At 58.0% G+C, this 15,455-nt stretch carries 18 protein-coding genes, 2 tRNA genes and 1 pseudogene; 7 read left to right on the forward strand and 14 right to left on the reverse strand.

Annotated features, from left to right (window positions below):
- Position 1 precedes the first annotated feature (1 nt).
- Complete coding sequence (locus CON77_RS13325) at positions 2 to 1,252, forward strand: c-type cytochrome (RefSeq protein WP_232788541.1); 1,251 nt, start codon at positions 2 to 4, stop codon at positions 1,250 to 1,252.
- 25 nt (positions 1,253 to 1,277) lie between these two features.
- Here CON77_RS13325 and CON77_RS13330 read toward each other — a convergent pair whose 3' ends face one another.
- From CON77_RS13330 to CON77_RS13355, 5 genes are all read right to left on the reverse strand, one after another.
- A complete protein-coding gene (locus CON77_RS13330; protein ID WP_101049910.1) occupies positions 1,278 to 1,688 on the reverse strand; it encodes a YkgJ family cysteine cluster protein in 411 nt (136 codons plus the stop codon).
- 10 nt (positions 1,689 to 1,698) lie between these two features.
- Positions 1,699 to 1,773 (reverse strand) — tRNA-Thr (locus CON77_RS13335).
- Between the two features lie 3 nt (positions 1,774 to 1,776).
- Positions 1,777 to 1,852, reverse strand: a tRNA-Gly gene (locus tag CON77_RS13340).
- Between the two features lie 736 nt (positions 1,853 to 2,588).
- Positions 2,589 to 3,653 (reverse strand): alkene reductase, encoded by a 1,065-nt coding sequence (locus CON77_RS13350; RefSeq protein WP_101049912.1) that lies wholly within the window; start codon positions 3,651 to 3,653, stop codon positions 2,589 to 2,591.
- Between the two features lie 210 nt (positions 3,654 to 3,863).
- Positions 3,864 to 4,877 carry a GlxA family transcriptional regulator gene (locus CON77_RS13355; RefSeq protein WP_101049914.1) on the reverse strand — a complete coding sequence of 338 codons (1,014 nt, stop codon included), beginning with the start codon at positions 4,875 to 4,877 and terminating at the stop codon, positions 3,864 to 3,866.
- Between the two features lie 66 nt (positions 4,878 to 4,943).
- Between CON77_RS13355 and CON77_RS13360 the strand changes: the two genes are divergently transcribed.
- Positions 4,944 to 5,246: a putative quinol monooxygenase gene (locus CON77_RS13360; RefSeq protein ID WP_007182542.1), complete on the forward strand. Its 303-nt coding sequence runs from the start codon at positions 4,944 to 4,946 to the stop codon at positions 5,244 to 5,246.
- 94 nt (positions 5,247 to 5,340) lie between these two features.
- Here the strand turns inward: CON77_RS13360 and CON77_RS15225 are convergent, their stop codons facing one another.
- Positions 5,341 to 5,511, reverse strand: coding sequence for a hypothetical protein (locus CON77_RS15225; protein WP_157826965.1), 171 nt, complete (start codon positions 5,509 to 5,511; stop codon positions 5,341 to 5,343).
- A gap of 85 nt (positions 5,512 to 5,596) precedes the next feature.
- Between CON77_RS15225 and CON77_RS13370 the strand changes: the two genes are divergently transcribed.
- The 3 genes from CON77_RS13370 (at position 5,597) to CON77_RS13385 (ending at position 8,290) form a co-directional block, all read left to right on the forward strand.
- Positions 5,597 to 6,340, forward strand: coding sequence for a GlcG/HbpS family heme-binding protein (locus CON77_RS13370; RefSeq protein WP_198552382.1), 744 nt, complete (start codon positions 5,597 to 5,599; stop codon positions 6,338 to 6,340).
- Between the two features lie 58 nt (positions 6,341 to 6,398).
- Positions 6,399 to 6,569, forward strand: coding sequence for a hypothetical protein (locus CON77_RS13375; protein ID WP_198552384.1), 171 nt, complete (start codon positions 6,399 to 6,401; stop codon positions 6,567 to 6,569).
- 851 nt (positions 6,570 to 7,420) lie between these two features.
- On the forward strand, positions 7,421 to 8,290 hold the full coding sequence (locus CON77_RS13385) for a patatin-like phospholipase family protein (protein ID WP_101049916.1): 870 nt from the start codon (positions 7,421 to 7,423) through the stop codon (positions 8,288 to 8,290).
- A 21-nt stretch (positions 8,291 to 8,311) separates the two neighbouring features.
- On the opposite strand, the gene CON77_RS13390 is transcribed toward CON77_RS13385, so the two are convergent.
- The gene (locus CON77_RS13390) at positions 8,312 to 9,211 is read right to left on the reverse strand and encodes a LysR family transcriptional regulator (protein WP_101049918.1); all 900 of its coding nucleotides are present in this window, start codon (positions 9,209 to 9,211) and stop codon (positions 8,312 to 8,314) included.
- A 111-nt stretch (positions 9,212 to 9,322) separates the two neighbouring features.
- On the opposite strand from CON77_RS13390, the gene CON77_RS13395 reads away from it, so the two are divergent.
- Positions 9,323 to 9,715: a tautomerase family protein gene (locus CON77_RS13395; RefSeq protein ID WP_101049935.1), complete on the forward strand. Its 393-nt coding sequence runs from the start codon at positions 9,323 to 9,325 to the stop codon at positions 9,713 to 9,715.
- 119 nt (positions 9,716 to 9,834) lie between these two features.
- Here CON77_RS13395 and CON77_RS15230 read toward each other — a convergent pair whose 3' ends face one another.
- The 7 genes from CON77_RS15230 to CON77_RS13420 all read right to left on the reverse strand — a co-directional run bounded on the left by CON77_RS15230 (position 9,835) and on the right by CON77_RS13420 (position 14,225).
- Positions 9,835 to 10,392: a hypothetical protein gene (locus tag CON77_RS15230; protein ID WP_157826966.1), complete on the reverse strand. Its 558-nt coding sequence runs from the start codon at positions 10,390 to 10,392 to the stop codon at positions 9,835 to 9,837.
- A gap of 50 nt (positions 10,393 to 10,442) precedes the next feature.
- Entirely contained in the window at positions 10,443 to 11,105 is a 663-nt protein-coding gene (locus CON77_RS13405; RefSeq protein ID WP_101049922.1) for a competence protein CoiA, read from the reverse strand.
- A 5-nt stretch (positions 11,106 to 11,110) separates the two neighbouring features.
- Entirely contained in the window at positions 11,111 to 12,265 is a 1,155-nt protein-coding gene (locus CON77_RS15235; RefSeq protein WP_157826967.1) for a PIN domain-containing protein, read from the reverse strand.
- 108 nt (positions 12,266 to 12,373) lie between these two features.
- Positions 12,374 to 12,853, reverse strand: a complete 480-nt coding sequence (locus tag CON77_RS15240; protein ID WP_157826968.1) for a hypothetical protein — start codon at positions 12,851 to 12,853, stop codon at positions 12,374 to 12,376.
- Positions 12,854 to 12,874: 21 nt separating this feature from the next.
- Positions 12,875 to 13,147, reverse strand: a complete 273-nt coding sequence (locus tag CON77_RS15245) for a hypothetical protein (RefSeq protein WP_157826969.1) — start codon at positions 13,145 to 13,147, stop codon at positions 12,875 to 12,877.
- Between the two features lie 21 nt (positions 13,148 to 13,168).
- Positions 13,169 to 13,756: a mobile mystery protein B gene (locus CON77_RS13415; protein WP_101049927.1), complete on the reverse strand. Its 588-nt coding sequence runs from the start codon at positions 13,754 to 13,756 to the stop codon at positions 13,169 to 13,171.
- Positions 13,757 to 13,766: 10 nt separating this feature from the next.
- Positions 13,767 to 14,225: a mobile mystery protein A gene (locus CON77_RS13420; protein WP_101049929.1), complete on the reverse strand. Its 459-nt coding sequence runs from the start codon at positions 14,223 to 14,225 to the stop codon at positions 13,767 to 13,769.
- Positions 14,226 to 15,048: 823 nt separating this feature from the next.
- On the opposite strand from CON77_RS13420, the pseudogene CON77_RS13430 reads away from it, so the two are divergent.
- Positions 15,049 to 15,435, forward strand: a pseudogene (locus tag CON77_RS13430) (recombinase family protein); the annotation flags it as partial.
- Positions 15,436 to 15,455 lie beyond the last annotated feature (20 nt).

Consider the following 15,455-nt stretch of genomic DNA (forward strand, 5'->3'; position numbering starts at 1 on the left):
CCTGCCCCTGGTGGCCCTGGCCTGGGCGCTGTGGCCCAGCACGCCCATTCCCGTCGCCCACACCGCACCCGTCGCCCACGACGCCGGCACCGTGGCACACGGGCGCTACCTCGCCACCCTGGGCAACTGCGCCGCCTGCCACACCGCCCGCGGCGGCCCGGCCTACGGCGGCGGACGCGGCGTGGACACTCCCTTCGGCACGGTCTACAGCAGCAACCTCACCCCCAGCGCAGCCGGCCTGGGGGCCTGGAGCGCCGACGACTTCTGGCGCGCCCTGCACCACGGCCAGTCGCGCGACGGGCGCTGGCTCTACCCCGCCTTCCCCTTCAACAACACCACCCACATCGCCCGCGCCGACAGCGACGCCCTCTACGCCTACCTGCGCCAGTTGCCGGCGGTAGACACCCCCAGCCCGGCGCACACGGTCGGTTGGCCCTTCAACACGGCCGCTGCCATGAAGGTCTGGCGGGCCCTGTACTTTGAAGCCGGTCCGACCGAGGCTGCCGCTCCAACGCCCGCCAGTACCCCACTCGAGCGCGGCGCCTACCTGGTGCGTGGCCTGGGCCACTGCAGCGCCTGCCACGCCCCGCGCAACGCACTTGGCGCCAACCGCAACATGCTGGACCTGGCCGGAGGGCTGATCCCCATGCAGAACTGGTACGCCCCCGCACTGACCGACCCGCAAGCCGCCGGCGTGCAGGACTGGCCGCTGCAGGACATCGTGGACCTGTTCCGCACCGGCCGCGCCCAGGGTGCGCTGGTGACCGGCCCCATGGCCGAGGTCGTGCTGCACAGCACCCAGCACTGGCTCGAGGCCGACCTGGTCGCCATGGCCACCTACCTGCAGCAGTTGCCGCGCCACGCGCCCCCGTCGAAAGCCCCAAAGCCCACCGCGCTCCCCCAGGCCGACGAAGGCGCCCGCCTGTACCGCCGCGATTGCGCACAGTGCCACGGCGAACAGGGCGAAGGCGTGCGGCTGGGCAACGGCCAGTTCGCCTACCCGCCCCTGGCCGGCAACCGCAGCGTCACGCTGGCCTCGCCTGCCAACCTGGTGCAAACCGTGCTGCATGGAGGCTTTGCCCCTGCCACCGCCGGCCACCCCGAACCCTTTGGCATGCCACCTTTTGTGCTGCGCCTGAACGACGGCGAACTGGCCGCCGTGCTGACCCACCTGCGCAGCGCATGGGGCCACCAGGCCGCACCGGTCTCGGCCCTGGACGTGCAGCAGTTGCGCGGCGGCGCCCGCCCCTGAAACCCGGGGCCAACCCGCCCAGGCCTCAGGCGCCGGCGTTCGTCGCCCGCGGACCGTGCGGGCAATAGCCGGGCCGCGGTCCCACCTGCGGGTGGGCGCGGCAGGTGTTCGGTCGGCGCTCGTACACCGTGCAACGGCGGGTCACCGCGTCGAGGAAATGGCAATCGCCACTGGCGCGGCGCGCCAGCGTGAAAATGCTGTGCTTAAAATTGAAATGCTCGATCAGGCCAGCCTTGTCCAGGCGCCTGGCGATCTGCTTGGGGGCTTCGTGTTCGGCCTCGAAAGGATCCACCAGCCCCAGGCGGACCAGGTCGGGCAAGCGGACCTCGACCGGCATGGTGCAGCAATTGGCGGCACAGCGGTCACACAGGCCGTTGCGGTAGCGCGTCCAAGTGTCTGGGCGGTCCACATCGACGAGCAGGATCGAAGTTTTCACGGTGGAGGTGTGGTGCCCATGGGCAGGATCGAACTGCCGACCTCCCCCTTACCAAGGGGGTGCTCTACCACTGAGCCACATGGGCGATTGGAGCGGGAAACGAGGCTCGAACTCGCGACCTCAACCTTGGCAAGGTTGCGCTCTACCAACTGAGCTATTCCCGCGCACTGACCTGTCGGTCAAAGAAAAAGCCCATGGAGCCATGGGCTTTTGTGATCTGGTGGTGGAGTATAGCACTCTCTCGCACCACCATCTCACGGAAAACAACGTGACCAGCGCGGGAGCAAGGAACAACGAGGACTCACTCGCCCCGTTTCACAAGTTCGCTCTGCCACGCTCACTCCCCCGCCACATTTCCGCAGGCAACCGCGGACTTGGCTACCCACCTGATCAGGGCACCCGCACCGGTCGCGCGACCCGCGGCCGTCGCGCTTGGCTGGCGGTCTGCAGGTTGGCTGTCCGGGAGAGGATCCGGAGGATTGCCTGGTCGTGGTGGTACGCACGGAAGGCGTCGGCTACCGAGGTATCGATGAACGTGGCCGTCGTCTGGCCATCCGCCGGAGCCGACACCACACCGTCCGGGATGTCCCTGGACCAGCCTCTGGCAGCCCGAAAGCCACTCACCAGGTGTGAAAAGTATGGCCACGCGTGGTCCAGATGGGCATCATCGATAGTGGCCAGCACGCCGGTCAGTTCACACTCAACCCGCCCTTGGTCATCCCCGTACTCAACGAAGGCCTGCTTTTTTGCCCGGATGAGGTCGAGGGCGACTGCCTCCCGACATGCACCGTAGAAGTCCTTCGAGCGCCCACCTGGCCATCGATTCACAGCTTCGCAAGACCGAAGGGCAGAGCCTTGGGTATAAAGTGGCTCGTTTCTTCGGTCTTCTGGGGCGGTGATTTACGCGACCTGCAGTGTCGGATAGTCTGTATAGCCCTTGGCGCCACCTGCGTAGAACGTGTTGGAGTCAGGCGCGTTCAGCGGTGCCTTGGCCTTGATGCGTGCGGGCAGGTCCGGGTTAGCCAGGAAGGCGGTGCCAAAGGCCACAGCGTCAAGCTTGCCTGCGGCGATGGCCGCCTCTGCCTCATCAGCGCCGTAGCCCATGTTGCCCACCAACACGCCTTTATACTTTTCACGCGCTACGGGCATGACATCGGCCTTTTGCACGCCGAGGAAATCGGCGCGCATCACGTGCAGGTAAGCCAGCTTGAAGGCATTGAGCCTATTAGCCAGGAAGCCGATGAGGGCCAGCGGGTCGCTGTCTTTCATGCTGTTGAAGCTGTTGAGGGGCGACAGGCGCAGACCCACACGTTCGGAACCGATCGCCTGGGTTACGGCAGTGAGTACCTCGAACAGCAAACGTGCACGGTTTTCCAGCGATCCGCCGTAAGCATCGGTGCGCTGGTTGGGCGTGTCGCGCAGAAACTGGTCAATCAGGTAGCCGTTGGCGCCGTGTACTTCCACACCATCAAAGCCGGCGGCAATGGCGTTGCGTGCGCCTTGGGCAAACGCAGCCACGATGCCGGGAATCTCTTCGACGGTCAGGGGGCGGGGCACCGCGTGCGGCACCTTGCCTTGGGGCGTGTGAATCTCACCCTCAATAGCGGTGGCGCTGCTGGAGACAATGGGGGCGCCATCGGCAGCGCCAGGGTAGGCTGCGCGGCCAGCGTGCCAGATCTGCATGAAGATGCGTCCGCCCTTGGCGTGCACCGCGTCGGTCACCTGCCTCCAGGCTGCAATCTGCGCGTCGTTGTAGATGCCAGGCTCATTGACGAAGGCCGATGTACCGGGCGCCACCATGGTGCATTCGGAAATCAGCAGGCCGCCGGTGGCTCGCTGGCTGTAGTACTCGGCCATCAGCGCGTTGGGCATGTGGCCAGCGTCGGCACGGGTGCGGGTCAGCGGTGCCAGCAGGATGCGGTTGGGCAGGGTGAGAGAACCTACTTGAAGTGGATTGAATAGCATGTGGATGAAAACCCAGATTAGTGAACAGAAAACAGTCGTAAAGCTAACAGTATTCCCAATACTCTGACCTTTGAAAGGTCACTGAAGACTGCTTTGGCACGGCTGGTGCTTTTGCACCCAACGCACGATGTAGTAGACGCAAGTGGGTAGGCCTTTGCTTCCGACAGTTTCGCGGCTGTCTCCAGCCGTACATGCACCAAACGCCTTTGGTCATCCACCGCGTCGCAACTCCCTGACACCCCGGCCCAGCTTGCGGCGCAACAGGGCCCGCAGGGTCACCCCATCCGAGTACCCGACCTGTGCGGCGACCTGGTCGACGCTGGCGTTCCCGGTGCGCAAGAGATGGACGGCATGCTCCACGCGCAGGTCCTGGAAATACGACAGTGGTGTCTTTCCCAAAACGCTTTGCAGCCGCCGCGCCAAGGTGCGCTCGCTTGTGCCCGCGGCGCTGGCCGCCTCGGCCAGCGAGAACCCCTGCGCAAGCCGACGTCTGGCCCAGCACTCGAAGCGCTCCACCATCGGGTCGGCATGCGCAAGGTGGTCGGGAATCACGAACTCGGCTTGCGAACTGCGTGTCTCGACCAGCAGATAGCGTGCCACCAGGGCCGCCAGCGCTGGACTTTGCCCTCGGACGATGCGCAAGGCCAAGTCGACGTGGGCCAAAGCGGCACCCGCGGTGGTGAAGCGTGTCGTGCTCACGACCATGCGTGACTCGTCCAGCGTGACGTTCGGATAGCGCTGCCGAAACATCGGCCCCAGCCACCATGACGTCGTCGCACGATGCCCATCAAGCAGGCCACTCTCTGCAAGCAAGAAACTACCGGAGCAAGCGGCACCAAGGTGCGCGCCAGCGGTGGACCACTGCTGTAGCGCCGCGACCGCGTCGGGCACATCGGGGCGTGTGAGCCGAGCCGAGAGCGTGTCAGGCATCTTGTCGCCAAACGCTGGCACGAGCACGACGTCTGGTTCGGGCACACCATGCGCAGTGACCACGGGGACCGTCAAGCCTTGCGCAGTTCGGATGCGACGCCGCACGCCCACCAGCGTGAGCTCTATGTGCGCGGGAGCCTGTGGCAGCGAGCCCGCCATCGCATTGGCTAAGCCCACTGTGTCAGTGAGCGCCGCAAGCCCCAGATCAAACACGCCATCACAAACAAGGAGGTGGAGTTTCATGGCAACAATGATATCAATGTTGTCATTATTGCCTATGGAGATGTCTGTCATGAAGACTTAGACTGCAGTCTCCTAGATCCCTTCACCCACTTTTCTATTTACCCAAAGGAATACAGCATGACCAAGCTCGCCCTGTTTGTTCGCCTCGAGGCTAAACCCGGCCAGGAGGCTGCGCTTGCCGACTTCCTGGCCAGCGCACTGCCGCTCGCCAACGCCGAGTCCGGCACCACGGCCTGGTTCGCATTGAAGTTTGGCCCTTCGACGTTTGGTGTGTTCGATGCCTTTGCCGATGAGGCTGGTCGCCAGGCACATCTGAACGGCCAGATCGCCGCGGCCTTGATGGCCAACGCAGCGACCTTGCTCAGTTCTCCGCCCAATATCGAGAAGGTCGAACTGCTTGCAGCCAAACTGCCTGCATGACAACCCGGCCTTGACCCAATCAGGTCACGCTGCAGGATGGGGGTCACACAGCCCTACGTGCGATCCCTCACTCGTGTGATGGAGAATGAGTTTCTCAATAGCCTCGGGTGGGACTTTCGTATGGTAGACGACCCGCGGCGCGCAAGCCTGGGCGATCGCCGATCTCGACATCGACGCGCTCGAACGCCACCGCGCGCAGGCCCAGGTGGCCGTCGACCTCGATTGGGATGGCCAGAAGGCGCCGGCATTCCGGCAGGCCCGGCATTCGTGACCGGCAATTCCTTTCACCCCGCACACCACCCCGAACCCGAAGCGGAATGCCCGCCGCCAGGTTCACTCCAACCCGAGACATGACCTTGACAAAACTCCCCGTACTCGCCCTGCTGTGCTCTTCGCTGTTGCTGCCCCTCGCCGCGCATGCCGGCGATGGATGCGACGGCCTGCCGAACTGGCAGCAGCTCAAGCAGGCCCTCGCCAATGCCCGCAAAGACGCCAACGGCGGCTTCAACCTCGACATGTGGGGCACCGTGGTGGCGACCGACGGCACGGTCTGCGCCGTGGCCCATACCGGCGCCAAGGTCGGCGACCAGTGGCTCGGCAGCCGGGTGATTTCCGCGCAGAAGGCGAACACCGCGAACGCCTTCAGCCTGCCGGGCCTCGCCCTGTCCACCGCCAACCTCTATTCGCCCACGCAGCCGGGCGGCAGCCTGTTCGGCCTGCAGTTTTCCAACCCGGTCGATACGCAGGTAGCCTACGCCGGCAGTGCCGCGGACTTCGGCACGGCGAAGGATCCGCTGGTGGGCGCGCGGATCGGCGGCGTGAACGTGTTCGGCGGCGGCCTTGCGCTTTACGACGCGAAGGGAACGCGGGTGGGCGCGCTCGGCGTCAGCGGCGATTCCTCTTGCGCCGACCACAACATCGCGTGGAAGGCCCGCCACGCGCTCGCGCTGGACTACGTGCCGGCCGGCGTCAGTCCCGCGAAGGACGACAACATCGTCTATCTCGACAAGACCGAGCAGGCCAATGGCTTCAAGCATCCGCTTTGTGGTGGAACCGAGGACAAGGTGACCCTGCCCCCGGTGCGAAAGCAGTAAGTTGAGCCACAACGGGCGGGCACAACCCGCCCTTGCGCAACGACCGGGAAGCCGCCGCATGACCACCATTGGAAGCACGCCAGAGACCACCACTGTGTACGGCATGCCGGCCGACCGGGCCGCGGCCGTGGACGAAGTGCATGCGCGCCCGCATCCGCTGCTCCAGCCCCCGCGCGGCCTACTGCAATTCGCCTTCAGCAACCAGCGCGAGCTCTCCAATGTCGCATGACCGCCTTGCTTGACCAGATCCCCCCAGGCCCCCGCCATGCCATACAGGCGCAGCTCTTTGAGCTCTTTGTCCAACTCACGCATGATCGGCCTCCTGCACGACAATGTCTGTGCGCAGGCTGTCGTAGCGCGCCGTGTCGGCCAGGGCGACTGGCTACCAGTGGCCACATCGAACTCCGCGAGCCTTCCTGTCCATCTGTTCCGGCCGATGTCTGCCAAAACGGCCAAATGATTCAAAACAAGGACTGTGTGATGGACTGCTGCTCCAAGCTCGCCCGACAACGAATGGCGATGGCACGCGCGCAAATCATGGTCGCAAAAGGCCATGTGCGCGTGCCAAGGCGAAAAAGTTAGCGCCGATTTCGAGAGAAGAGAGGGCAGAACGGAGGGCAACCGGGGTTGTTCCTGCCAGGCCATAGGACCCCGGTCGCACACGCAGAATGTGCGGGAACCCCGCGTGTCATGCGGGAAGCACAAATGAAAACGCCCAACTGAGAACAGTTGGGCGCTGAATTTTGGTGGTGGAGTATAGCAGTTCGGCAAACACTCATCCCGTAGGTGTGAGACGTGCCGTCCCGGGTTTGCCCCCCAATGAGGAGTATGGGGTGCATCCAAGGATCTGCTCTAACCACCTCACTGGTTCGGGAAATTCCGTCCCAGTGCGTGTGTCGATTGCTTGCGCCAACAGTGGCACTTGCTTGGAGCTGATTGTATCCCTGCCTAACGCTTCTTGTCGCCGCCTATGGCACCGCCAGAGAGCATGGTCGTGGATCAGTCGCTTATATTTAATAGGCGGCACCGAGTCGGGGCGCATATTTCCATTCACACATCCTCATTCGGACAAACGAAACCATGCCCCATTCATCCACACAACTTCATTTGGATGACATCCACACCTTGGCATTTGCAGGAGGCGGAAATCGATGTTGGTGGCAGGCTGGCGTCGTTTCACAACTGCTGGACATGGGATGGAAACTTCCTCCAACTTTGGTGGGCACCAGCGCAGGCGCAGCCATTGCCACATCACTTCTGACCAGTTCCGCCAGGGATGCACTTGCATCTTGTAAGCAGCTTTACATGAGCAATGATCGACTGTTTGATTGGAAATCTTTATCCCAATTTCGTCTGAAATTTGCGCATCAACACATTTACCCTGCCTGGATCGAATCCTTCACCAGCGACCATCATTTTGAAAAACTAAAGACAGCAGGCTCCGAACTGATTGTCGCCATTACTCGTCCCGCTCGTGCGCTTGGATTAGCAGGCAGTCTGGCAGCCGGTTCACTCGCTTATTTATTAGACAAGAAATTGGCTCACAGCATTCACCCCAAGTTGCCGCGCTATCTTGGATTGAAGCAAGAATTTTTGAGCATGAACGACGTCCCTGACGGGCAATCAGCTCGAACATTACTGCAAGCTGTAGCCGCTGCCGCTCCGTTTATGCTGGCCCAAAAAGTCGAGGGGCGCTGGGGGTTCGATGGAGGATATTCTGACAACGCCCCCATCCCACCTCAAACTGCAGCAGAACGGAAACATACGCTGGTACTACTCACCAGGCACTACCCGAGCCTTCCAACCGTTTTTGCTTGGCAAGGACGAACATACTGGCAGCCGAGCCAGAAGGTCCCCGTGTCCACTTGGGATTGTCGGCCAGGAACTACCGTTGACCAGGCATTTGAGCTAGGCCTTCGCGATGGAGCGAAATTCGCAATGGCTAAATAGAGGGCGTCACTCGAGGTCCCGTTACACAGCGAATGCATTGCCAGCCAAATATTCTGCCCAAAACTCAACACATGCCCGAATTTTCGGAAGCCGGTGTCGCTCTTGCAGCATCACAGCATAAACAGGGATTTCTTGAACATCGAAGTACGGTCGAAGCAGAGGAACCAGTTCGCCCGACTTGACCAGCGGCGACGCGACGATGTCTAGTAATCGTGCGATACCGACCCCATGCCTGACCATGGAAAGCAATACGGCAGAGTTATCGGTGAGCGTCTGCCCTTTGATTTGCAGACCTGACTTTGCATCTTGTCGCTCCCACAGGTTCATCGAAATGGCACGGCTATTGCCGATCATGTGATGCTGCGCCAGCTCGTCCGGATGCTGCGGAGTGCCATTCTTAGCCAAGTAGCTTGGACTGGCATACAGCGTTCGACTGGCAGAGCCAATCTGCCTGGCCACCAGTGTTTCGCTATGCACGGCGGCGGTGCGGATGGCGATGTCAATGCCATCGCGCGCCATGTCTGCCAGTCGGTCATCGGCCAACACCTCAATATGCAGGCGCGGGTATTTTTCGTAGAGTGCAGGCAAGCTTGGTGCGATGAGCGACTCTGCCACCGAGGCACTGACACCGACACGAACCCAACCACTGGGCTCGTTTTGCCGACCGCGCAAATCGGCTTTGAGCACTTCTGAGGTGTCGAGCATTAGCGACCCGTGCTGCAACAAGGTGTCACCCTCATCAGTCAGGCTCAGACCGTGAGTTGTCCGGTGCATCAGTCGAGCACCACAAGCAGCTTCCAGCCGATTCAACGCTCGCGTCACTTGGCTGACCGGAATGTTGCGCTCGCGTGCCGCCGCTGACAGCGTGCCCAACGCACTCACCCGGGCAAACAGGGCCAGATCATCCAAATGAAAGCTCATGGGTCATTCTAAGAAGTTTTGCAGAATTTGCAAAACCAATTTCAATTATTAGCGGTTTCCATGCATTGGATATATCAATACAGTCACATCCAATGTTCAAAGGAGTCAATCATGCCCATTCTCAACGTACTACTCAGTGGCCCAGCGCAAGAGCAGAAAACCCAACAGGTGGCACAAATGCTGGGGGAATTTACAAGCCGGATATTGCGCAAAAAGCCCGAACTGACCTCCATCGCTATCCGCTATGTAGAGCCAGAACATTGGATCGTGGGCGGCCAATCATTGGCTGCGCAAAACAAGTCCAGCGCCTTTGTCGAAATCAAGATCACAGACGAGACCAACACCCGACTCGAAAAAGCGGCATACATTCAGGCCGTGTATGACGGCCTCTTAAACCTTATGCCCGACCTGCACCATGAGAGCTACATCCATGTCGATGATGTGCGGGCTGGCGCCTATGGTTATGGCGGCAAAACGCAAGAGTACAGAGCGCATCAAACGTGAGCAAAAAACGTAATGCTGCCGCTCCATAACTACAGGCGATGATGAGCTTGAGTCTGGACTCCGCGCAGGAGTCAAATTCACAGCAACACCAAAGATCTTGAGAGTTGCTTAAATGATGCTCATTTGCTCGGCGATTGAAACGCTGTCCATATAAGGAGCGCCACCCCAGCCAAAATCACAAAGAAGCCAATCCACTTTGTAACGGCGAAAAGAAGCTCCCCCCGCCGAACTCGCTTCCATTCGCTCTTCAGAAGAATTTGCGCCTGCTCGATAATTTTGTCCTCACAGGCTCGACAAGCGACCAGGTCCGAAGGGCTATCGATCATCAATCGCTCTAACTCGGTGATCCCTGCCAAAATTTGCTTGCAAGCTTTTTCTTTCGGGTTCAACCGCAATCTGACAGCTACTGCCACCTGATTAATTTCAATGAAGTAGCTTTCAGTTGCATCAAATAGCTCCGACTTTTCAGAATATCCAACAGCAACAGCCCCTCGAATCGCTCTTGCATTTGAAATCAATTTAGACAAATCCAAACGCAACGAATCTATCCAAGCTTGCCTGAATTCAGAGGTCTTGTTTTCTTTTGCAATGATCAAGCCAAGAAAGGCAAGAAGTCCTGCGATGGAGGCAGCGGCAATAGCACCTATCGCCGCATCTGGTACAGCCGGAAAAGTCATGTAAATCTACCGATCATCTGAAATTGGTATCGCCCGCATCTCACAATTTACTACATCGATGCAGGGCCACCCACTGAGCTAAAGTCAGTCGTTCCACTCGAAGCAAGCTCTACAAATGCGGGGATATCACATGCTCCAGCAAGGCCTCGTTTGGTTTTAGGATCAAATCTCAGGATACGCCAAAAACCATGCTCAGGCCCGAAGTCAATAAACACTGGCTTCAATGTATGCCAGCGACTAAAAAGTGTGCTTCGCCCAAACCATTGAAACTGGGATATCCCGTCAGAGTTAGGGCGGCTTCGCATGTTGCTGAAATTGAATCGATCGGCATCATTTTTTCGACCATCGATCACCCAGATCATCTGGCCATAAAAATCCTCACGGGCGCGCACCTCATCTGGATGAATTGATGAGCGCTGGAATTCAATGACTAGATTTGCAGCGGTTTTTACATCTGCGATATGAAGCTCACCTGTCCGAGCATCGACCCTAGGCACTTCTTGCCAATCTGAGGGAAATCGATTTTTCCATTCCCGATGCCAATCAGTTTCCGACTCCCACCATTGGTCGCAGTGCGATCGAGAAGAGTGCGCCCAATGCCAAACAATATGTTGGCCACATTTGGCAATAACTTCACCACTGCAGGCAGGACAAATCGCTCGCAATTTCGGTTGTGCTTCAACACGCTGTCCTGACAACAATGCGAACTTCATATCGTCTATGGCCCCTCGTCAAAGTCAGGCTCAACCTCTCCGACCTCAACGTCATACTCGCCACCAGCTAGCTCAATTGATGGGTCCAGCTCATCAACTGCCGCATGCTCAAGATCGCCGCGCAAGGTGATGAACATATCCACTTCCAGTTCATGATCGCGCGTGACCTCTAGAGAGCCAAAATTCAGCTCTTCGTGGTCGATGGTGTCGTACACAAAAAATTCGACATTCACGTCCACCGAGACCTGAACTGTTGCCCTGACCTCAATGATGCAAATGGTGGGGTCATGCTCCACCAACCAAGTACCAATTCCAGTCAGGTCCACCGAATAACCGAGGTAGTGCGCTTGATCCACCTCTGCCTCAACACGGTGACAGAACCCCGTCCAGACATCATCTGCATTCCAATATGCGCCAGCGACATGGTTTTCAACTGCGGCCTGCACCAACGTAGAAAGACTGCTGGCGGTGTTTGAGAGCTCCGCACTGACTTTCGCGGTCACGCCCGCTGCCACCGGATTGGTGGACTTGAACAGCGCGGCGAATTCATCCAAAGATTTCACACAGTAGAGCCAATCACTGTGCTTGGCGAAATCTGTCCAACCGCCGTCCTTCGAGATCAAAATGCCTTGCTTTTGGGTTGCCTTGGCATGGTTTTCCAGCGTCAAAAGCGCGGCAGCATCGGGGAATTCGGACTTCTTTCTGGCTTCGAATGGTGCTGCTTCTTGGAAATAGCGGTCAAACATCTGCCGCGCCAAATCCGGCCCAGCTATTGGCAGGACGCCTCCACCTAGGCTTGCCACAAAGGCACTGAACTCTCTGGAAAAATTGCGAGCGGTGACAGATTCGGAATCAAGCGCTTTGACTTGTTCACTGACAGGGGTGAAATTCAGCCCTGATAGGCGTTGCAGTTTTGCAATTGCCGCATTCAACTCTTTGGCAACCTTGGACACTGGCTCCATTCGATGAGCGTGGACTTCCCGCTCAACAATTTCAGTTTGCTGGATGGTCAACCAAGCCGGTCTCTGCAGTGGCAATGCACGTAACGCACCGGCGGAAAATTTGTACGCATGGCTCTGAATTACGTCCGTATCGATGGAAAAGAAGCCAACGCTCTTGTCTTCCAGCAATGCTTGTGCGCTTGGCAATCCGCTTGGCATATGGCTCCCTTTTTTCAACTGTGGACGGATGCAATCAAATCATTGATCTCTCTAATTGGCCGCAAGCATGGTGGAAAAACATTCTTCTCCAAGCACATCCTAATAAAATCAAACAGCATACGGATTGTGATGCTGCCGCTCAAATTTTGGTTGCGGCGCGATGTCAAAGACCTGTCCGCAATCTTTGTTTTTGCAATAGGCCGCACTGCCATCCTCTTGCAAGATTGAGATCTTGTTGAGTACATCTTTGCAATTGGGACAGATGAAGTGAATTGGCTCACCCGACCGTGCCGCATCGGCCTTGAGTCGATACAACCGTGTTCCCCTATACGGCTCCGCCAATTCATAGCGATCGAATTGAGCTCTCCGCGAAAGTTCTTCGTTCGCTCTTCTCAACTCATCCTGCATTTGTGCCATTGATTGCTGAGCTTCAAGGAGGCGACCTTGTATTTCTGAAATTGTGGAAAGCAGCTCTATTGCTTTGGCATTGACGGCAGCATCTTTGCTTGCTGTCAACATTCCGTTCGCAATTTCATAGAGTGTCTTCAGACTAGAAATTGCACCCCCAACCATAGTTGCATCAACCATTTTGAATTTCTCCTTTCTTTGTCATGACGACTCAATGACCTGGAGCAGCATCGAAATGCCCTGCAAAGCGGCGGCAATCGCAGCTGAGTAGGCCGCCCAGCGGTTCCACTCCCCCTGCTTCTTCACGGTCTCAATGAAGTCATCATCTCCATCTGAAATTCCGGACGGATAAAAACCATCTTCATTTGGCTTGGGGTCATAGGGCACTCGGGCACGAGCTGCGATGACCCAAAGAGTCGCGGACACAAACGCAGCAACCGCAGATCCAATTGAAATATAAGCTCCTAAGTTCATGCCATTCCACGCTTCCCTTCGTCAACTGCGAGCAAATGCAATCAAATCGCCGAACTGCCCCTGGTCTGCTGCACGTAAGGCGGCAAGGTATTGATCGCGTAGCTCCCCCACCGTGGTGATGGATGTTTCGCCGCCGCCCCATGTCAGTCGCGGACGGCCAAGACGCATTGCCAACAAATCTGCCATCAAACGTGCATGGCGTCCGTTGCCATTCGGGAAGGCATGGATCCACACCAATTGATGGTGAAACCTCACTGCCGTCTCATCGGCATCAAAGACATGATTCTCGATTTGATATTTTGTATTGTCCAGCAAGTTGCGTAACTTCACCGCCACCTGTGTCGAGTCCACACCGATGTTTTTATTGGTCTTGCGGAATGTTCCCGCCCACTGCCAGGTCTTATCAAACATCTGGCGATGCAGATCTCGAATAAACCCCTCATCCAGCAAGTCCCGCTTTTTCTGGCGCGCAGCCCAGCGATCCCCCTGAACGATGTTGATTTGCTCCCATGCGTTTAGATCGCCTTGGGTGGTAATGTGCGTCGGCACCAAACCTGCGGCTTCGTCCGGATCTAATGGGGTTGCCCCTGGGGCGTAATGAAATTCCATATTCAATATCTCACCACAGTTCCCGACGCGAACCTTCGAGCAACTCCTTGATGGCCAGCTCCAGTTGCAGCTTGGTCAATGGCCCTTGGACAGCCTGATCCTCCAATGCCATTGAATGGGCAATCGGGCGCAAGCGCTCCCGCGCCACTGACTCGGCTCGTTCTTTCACATGCTGCGACAGGCTGGTACGAGGCACCAAGGCATATTGCAGTTCGCAATCCAACGCCTCAGCCAACTTGCGCAGGCTGGCCAACGTGATGACATCTGACGCCTCTGCATTTTCCAGCTTGCGGACACCGGCATGGGACATGCCCAGACGACGAGCAAAGGCTGCGGCGGACATGCCCAGGGACTCACGAATCGCGCGCACCCATCCAGACCTGGGGCGTGCGCTCAATTGCGCAGCCTTCCAAGTGGCAAGAAGTGCGTCCATTTGCTGGAGCTGAAGATCGCGGAATTGGTTTTCCATGGAACCTACAGGTAACGTTTTAATGCCGCCATCTTAACCTATGGGTTCCAATAATGCAAATACCCCGAAACCTACAGGTTCCTGATAGCAGGATTAAATGAAACTCATGAGTTTCATATTGAATCTTCTCCTGTTGGCCATAACTAGCCAGCAGGCGCAACCATGGTGACTTCTTAGGGGTAAGAACCGGGGGGAACGAGAGTTTCCATACAACTTTTGTATGGAGACATTTGATGCCCGAAAAGCTTTGCGCCAACTGCGGTTCCCCGTTCCAACCTCGTCCCCAAGTGCCCAGTCAGACCTTCTGCGCTGACCCGGCATGCCAAAAAGCACGGCGGCAACGCTGGCACCTCGAAAAGCTGCAGGCCGATCCAGACTACCGAGAGAACAAAGCTCGGTCGCAGAAAGCCTGGCAAGAGCGCAACCCGGATTATTGGCGCAGGTATCGCGATGAAAACCCGGACTATGCCGAGCGCAACAGGGCCATGCAGCGGTCGCCATCTGCACCCCCACCAACCCTGGAAGGCCTTTATCGCATCAAGTCAGTGCCTGCCAGTGGGCTTGCAAAGACAGACGCGTGGATCGTTGAGATCACGCCCGTTTGCGCAGACTGCCCCTGCAAAGATGACGCTTGCAAAGATAGGACTTGATGGTCATTTGTGTTGCTGGGCATTACCGTTGCTCCCAAATGCGATTTCGACCACCTGCATGGCAACCGTTTCGGGGACATGTGTGAAAGCCAAAAACCTCTGGCTGTTCACCATCCCCTGAAATGAATGGCAGGCCCGAGCGCATCAACACTAACAACAAGCGATCGGGTTATATGCAGTCAGAAGAGTCCATCCACGATGCAACGGACCAACCTAGCAACGTCAAAGCAGCCGAATACGTTCGGATGTCCACTGAACATCAACAGTACTCAACGGAAAACCAGGCAGACAAGATCCGTGAGTATGCGGCCCGGCGCAATATTGCGATCGTGCGCACTTATGCCGACGAGGGTAAGAGCGGCCTGAACATCGGTGGGCGACTGGCATTGCAGCAACTCATCCATGATGTCGAGTCAGGTCAGGCCGACTTCAACCTCGTGCTCGTTTATGACGTCAGCCGGTGGGGACGATTCCAGGACGCGGATGAAAGCGCGTATTACGAATACATCTGCAAGCGCAAAAACATCCATGTGGTGTACGTTGCGGAGCAGTTCGAAAACCCCCCCGCGTCAGAATAGTT

The sequence above is a fragment of the Macromonas nakdongensis genome (assembly GCF_002837145.1).
Taxonomy (GTDB): domain Bacteria; phylum Pseudomonadota; class Gammaproteobacteria; order Burkholderiales; family Burkholderiaceae_C; genus Macromonas_B; species Macromonas_B nakdongensis.

Excerpts from the sequence above, each read along its gene's own strand:
- CON77_RS13350 (WP_101049912.1), bottom strand. The coding sequence starts at position 3,653 with ATGCTATTCAATCCACTTCAAGTAGGTTCTCTCACCCTGCCCAACCGC.
- CON77_RS13355 (WP_101049914.1), bottom strand. The coding sequence starts at position 4,877 with ATGACAGACATCTCCATAGGCAATAATGACAACATTGATATCATTGTT.
- CON77_RS13360 (WP_007182542.1), top strand. The coding sequence starts at position 4,944 with ATGACCAAGCTCGCCCTGTTTGTTCGCCTCGAGGCTAAACCCGGCCAG.
- CON77_RS15225 (WP_157826965.1), bottom strand. The coding sequence starts at position 5,511 with ATGCCGGGCCTGCCGGAATGCCGGCGCCTTCTGGCCATCCCAATCGAG.
- CON77_RS13370 (WP_198552382.1), top strand. The coding sequence starts at position 5,597 with ATGACCTTGACAAAACTCCCCGTACTCGCCCTGCTGTGCTCTTCGCTG.
- CON77_RS13375 (WP_198552384.1), top strand. The coding sequence starts at position 6,399 with ATGACCACCATTGGAAGCACGCCAGAGACCACCACTGTGTACGGCATG.
- CON77_RS13385 (WP_101049916.1), top strand. The coding sequence starts at position 7,421 with ATGCCCCATTCATCCACACAACTTCATTTGGATGACATCCACACCTTG.
- CON77_RS13390 (WP_101049918.1), bottom strand. The coding sequence starts at position 9,211 with ATGAGCTTTCATTTGGATGATCTGGCCCTGTTTGCCCGGGTGAGTGCG.
- CON77_RS13395 (WP_101049935.1), top strand. The coding sequence starts at position 9,323 with ATGCCCATTCTCAACGTACTACTCAGTGGCCCAGCGCAAGAGCAGAAA.
- CON77_RS15230 (WP_157826966.1), bottom strand. The coding sequence starts at position 10,392 with ATGACTTTTCCGGCTGTACCAGATGCGGCGATAGGTGCTATTGCCGCT.
- CON77_RS13405 (WP_101049922.1), bottom strand. The coding sequence starts at position 11,105 with ATGAAGTTCGCATTGTTGTCAGGACAGCGTGTTGAAGCACAACCGAAA.
- CON77_RS15235 (WP_157826967.1), bottom strand. The coding sequence starts at position 12,265 with ATGCCAAGCGGATTGCCAAGCGCACAAGCATTGCTGGAAGACAAGAGC.
- CON77_RS15240 (WP_157826968.1), bottom strand. The coding sequence starts at position 12,853 with ATGGTTGATGCAACTATGGTTGGGGGTGCAATTTCTAGTCTGAAGACA.
- CON77_RS15245 (WP_157826969.1), bottom strand. The coding sequence starts at position 13,147 with ATGAACTTAGGAGCTTATATTTCAATTGGATCTGCGGTTGCTGCGTTT.
- CON77_RS13415 (WP_101049927.1), bottom strand. The coding sequence starts at position 13,756 with ATGGAATTTCATTACGCCCCAGGGGCAACCCCATTAGATCCGGACGAA.
- CON77_RS13420 (WP_101049929.1), bottom strand. The coding sequence starts at position 14,225 with ATGGAAAACCAATTCCGCGATCTTCAGCTCCAGCAAATGGACGCACTT.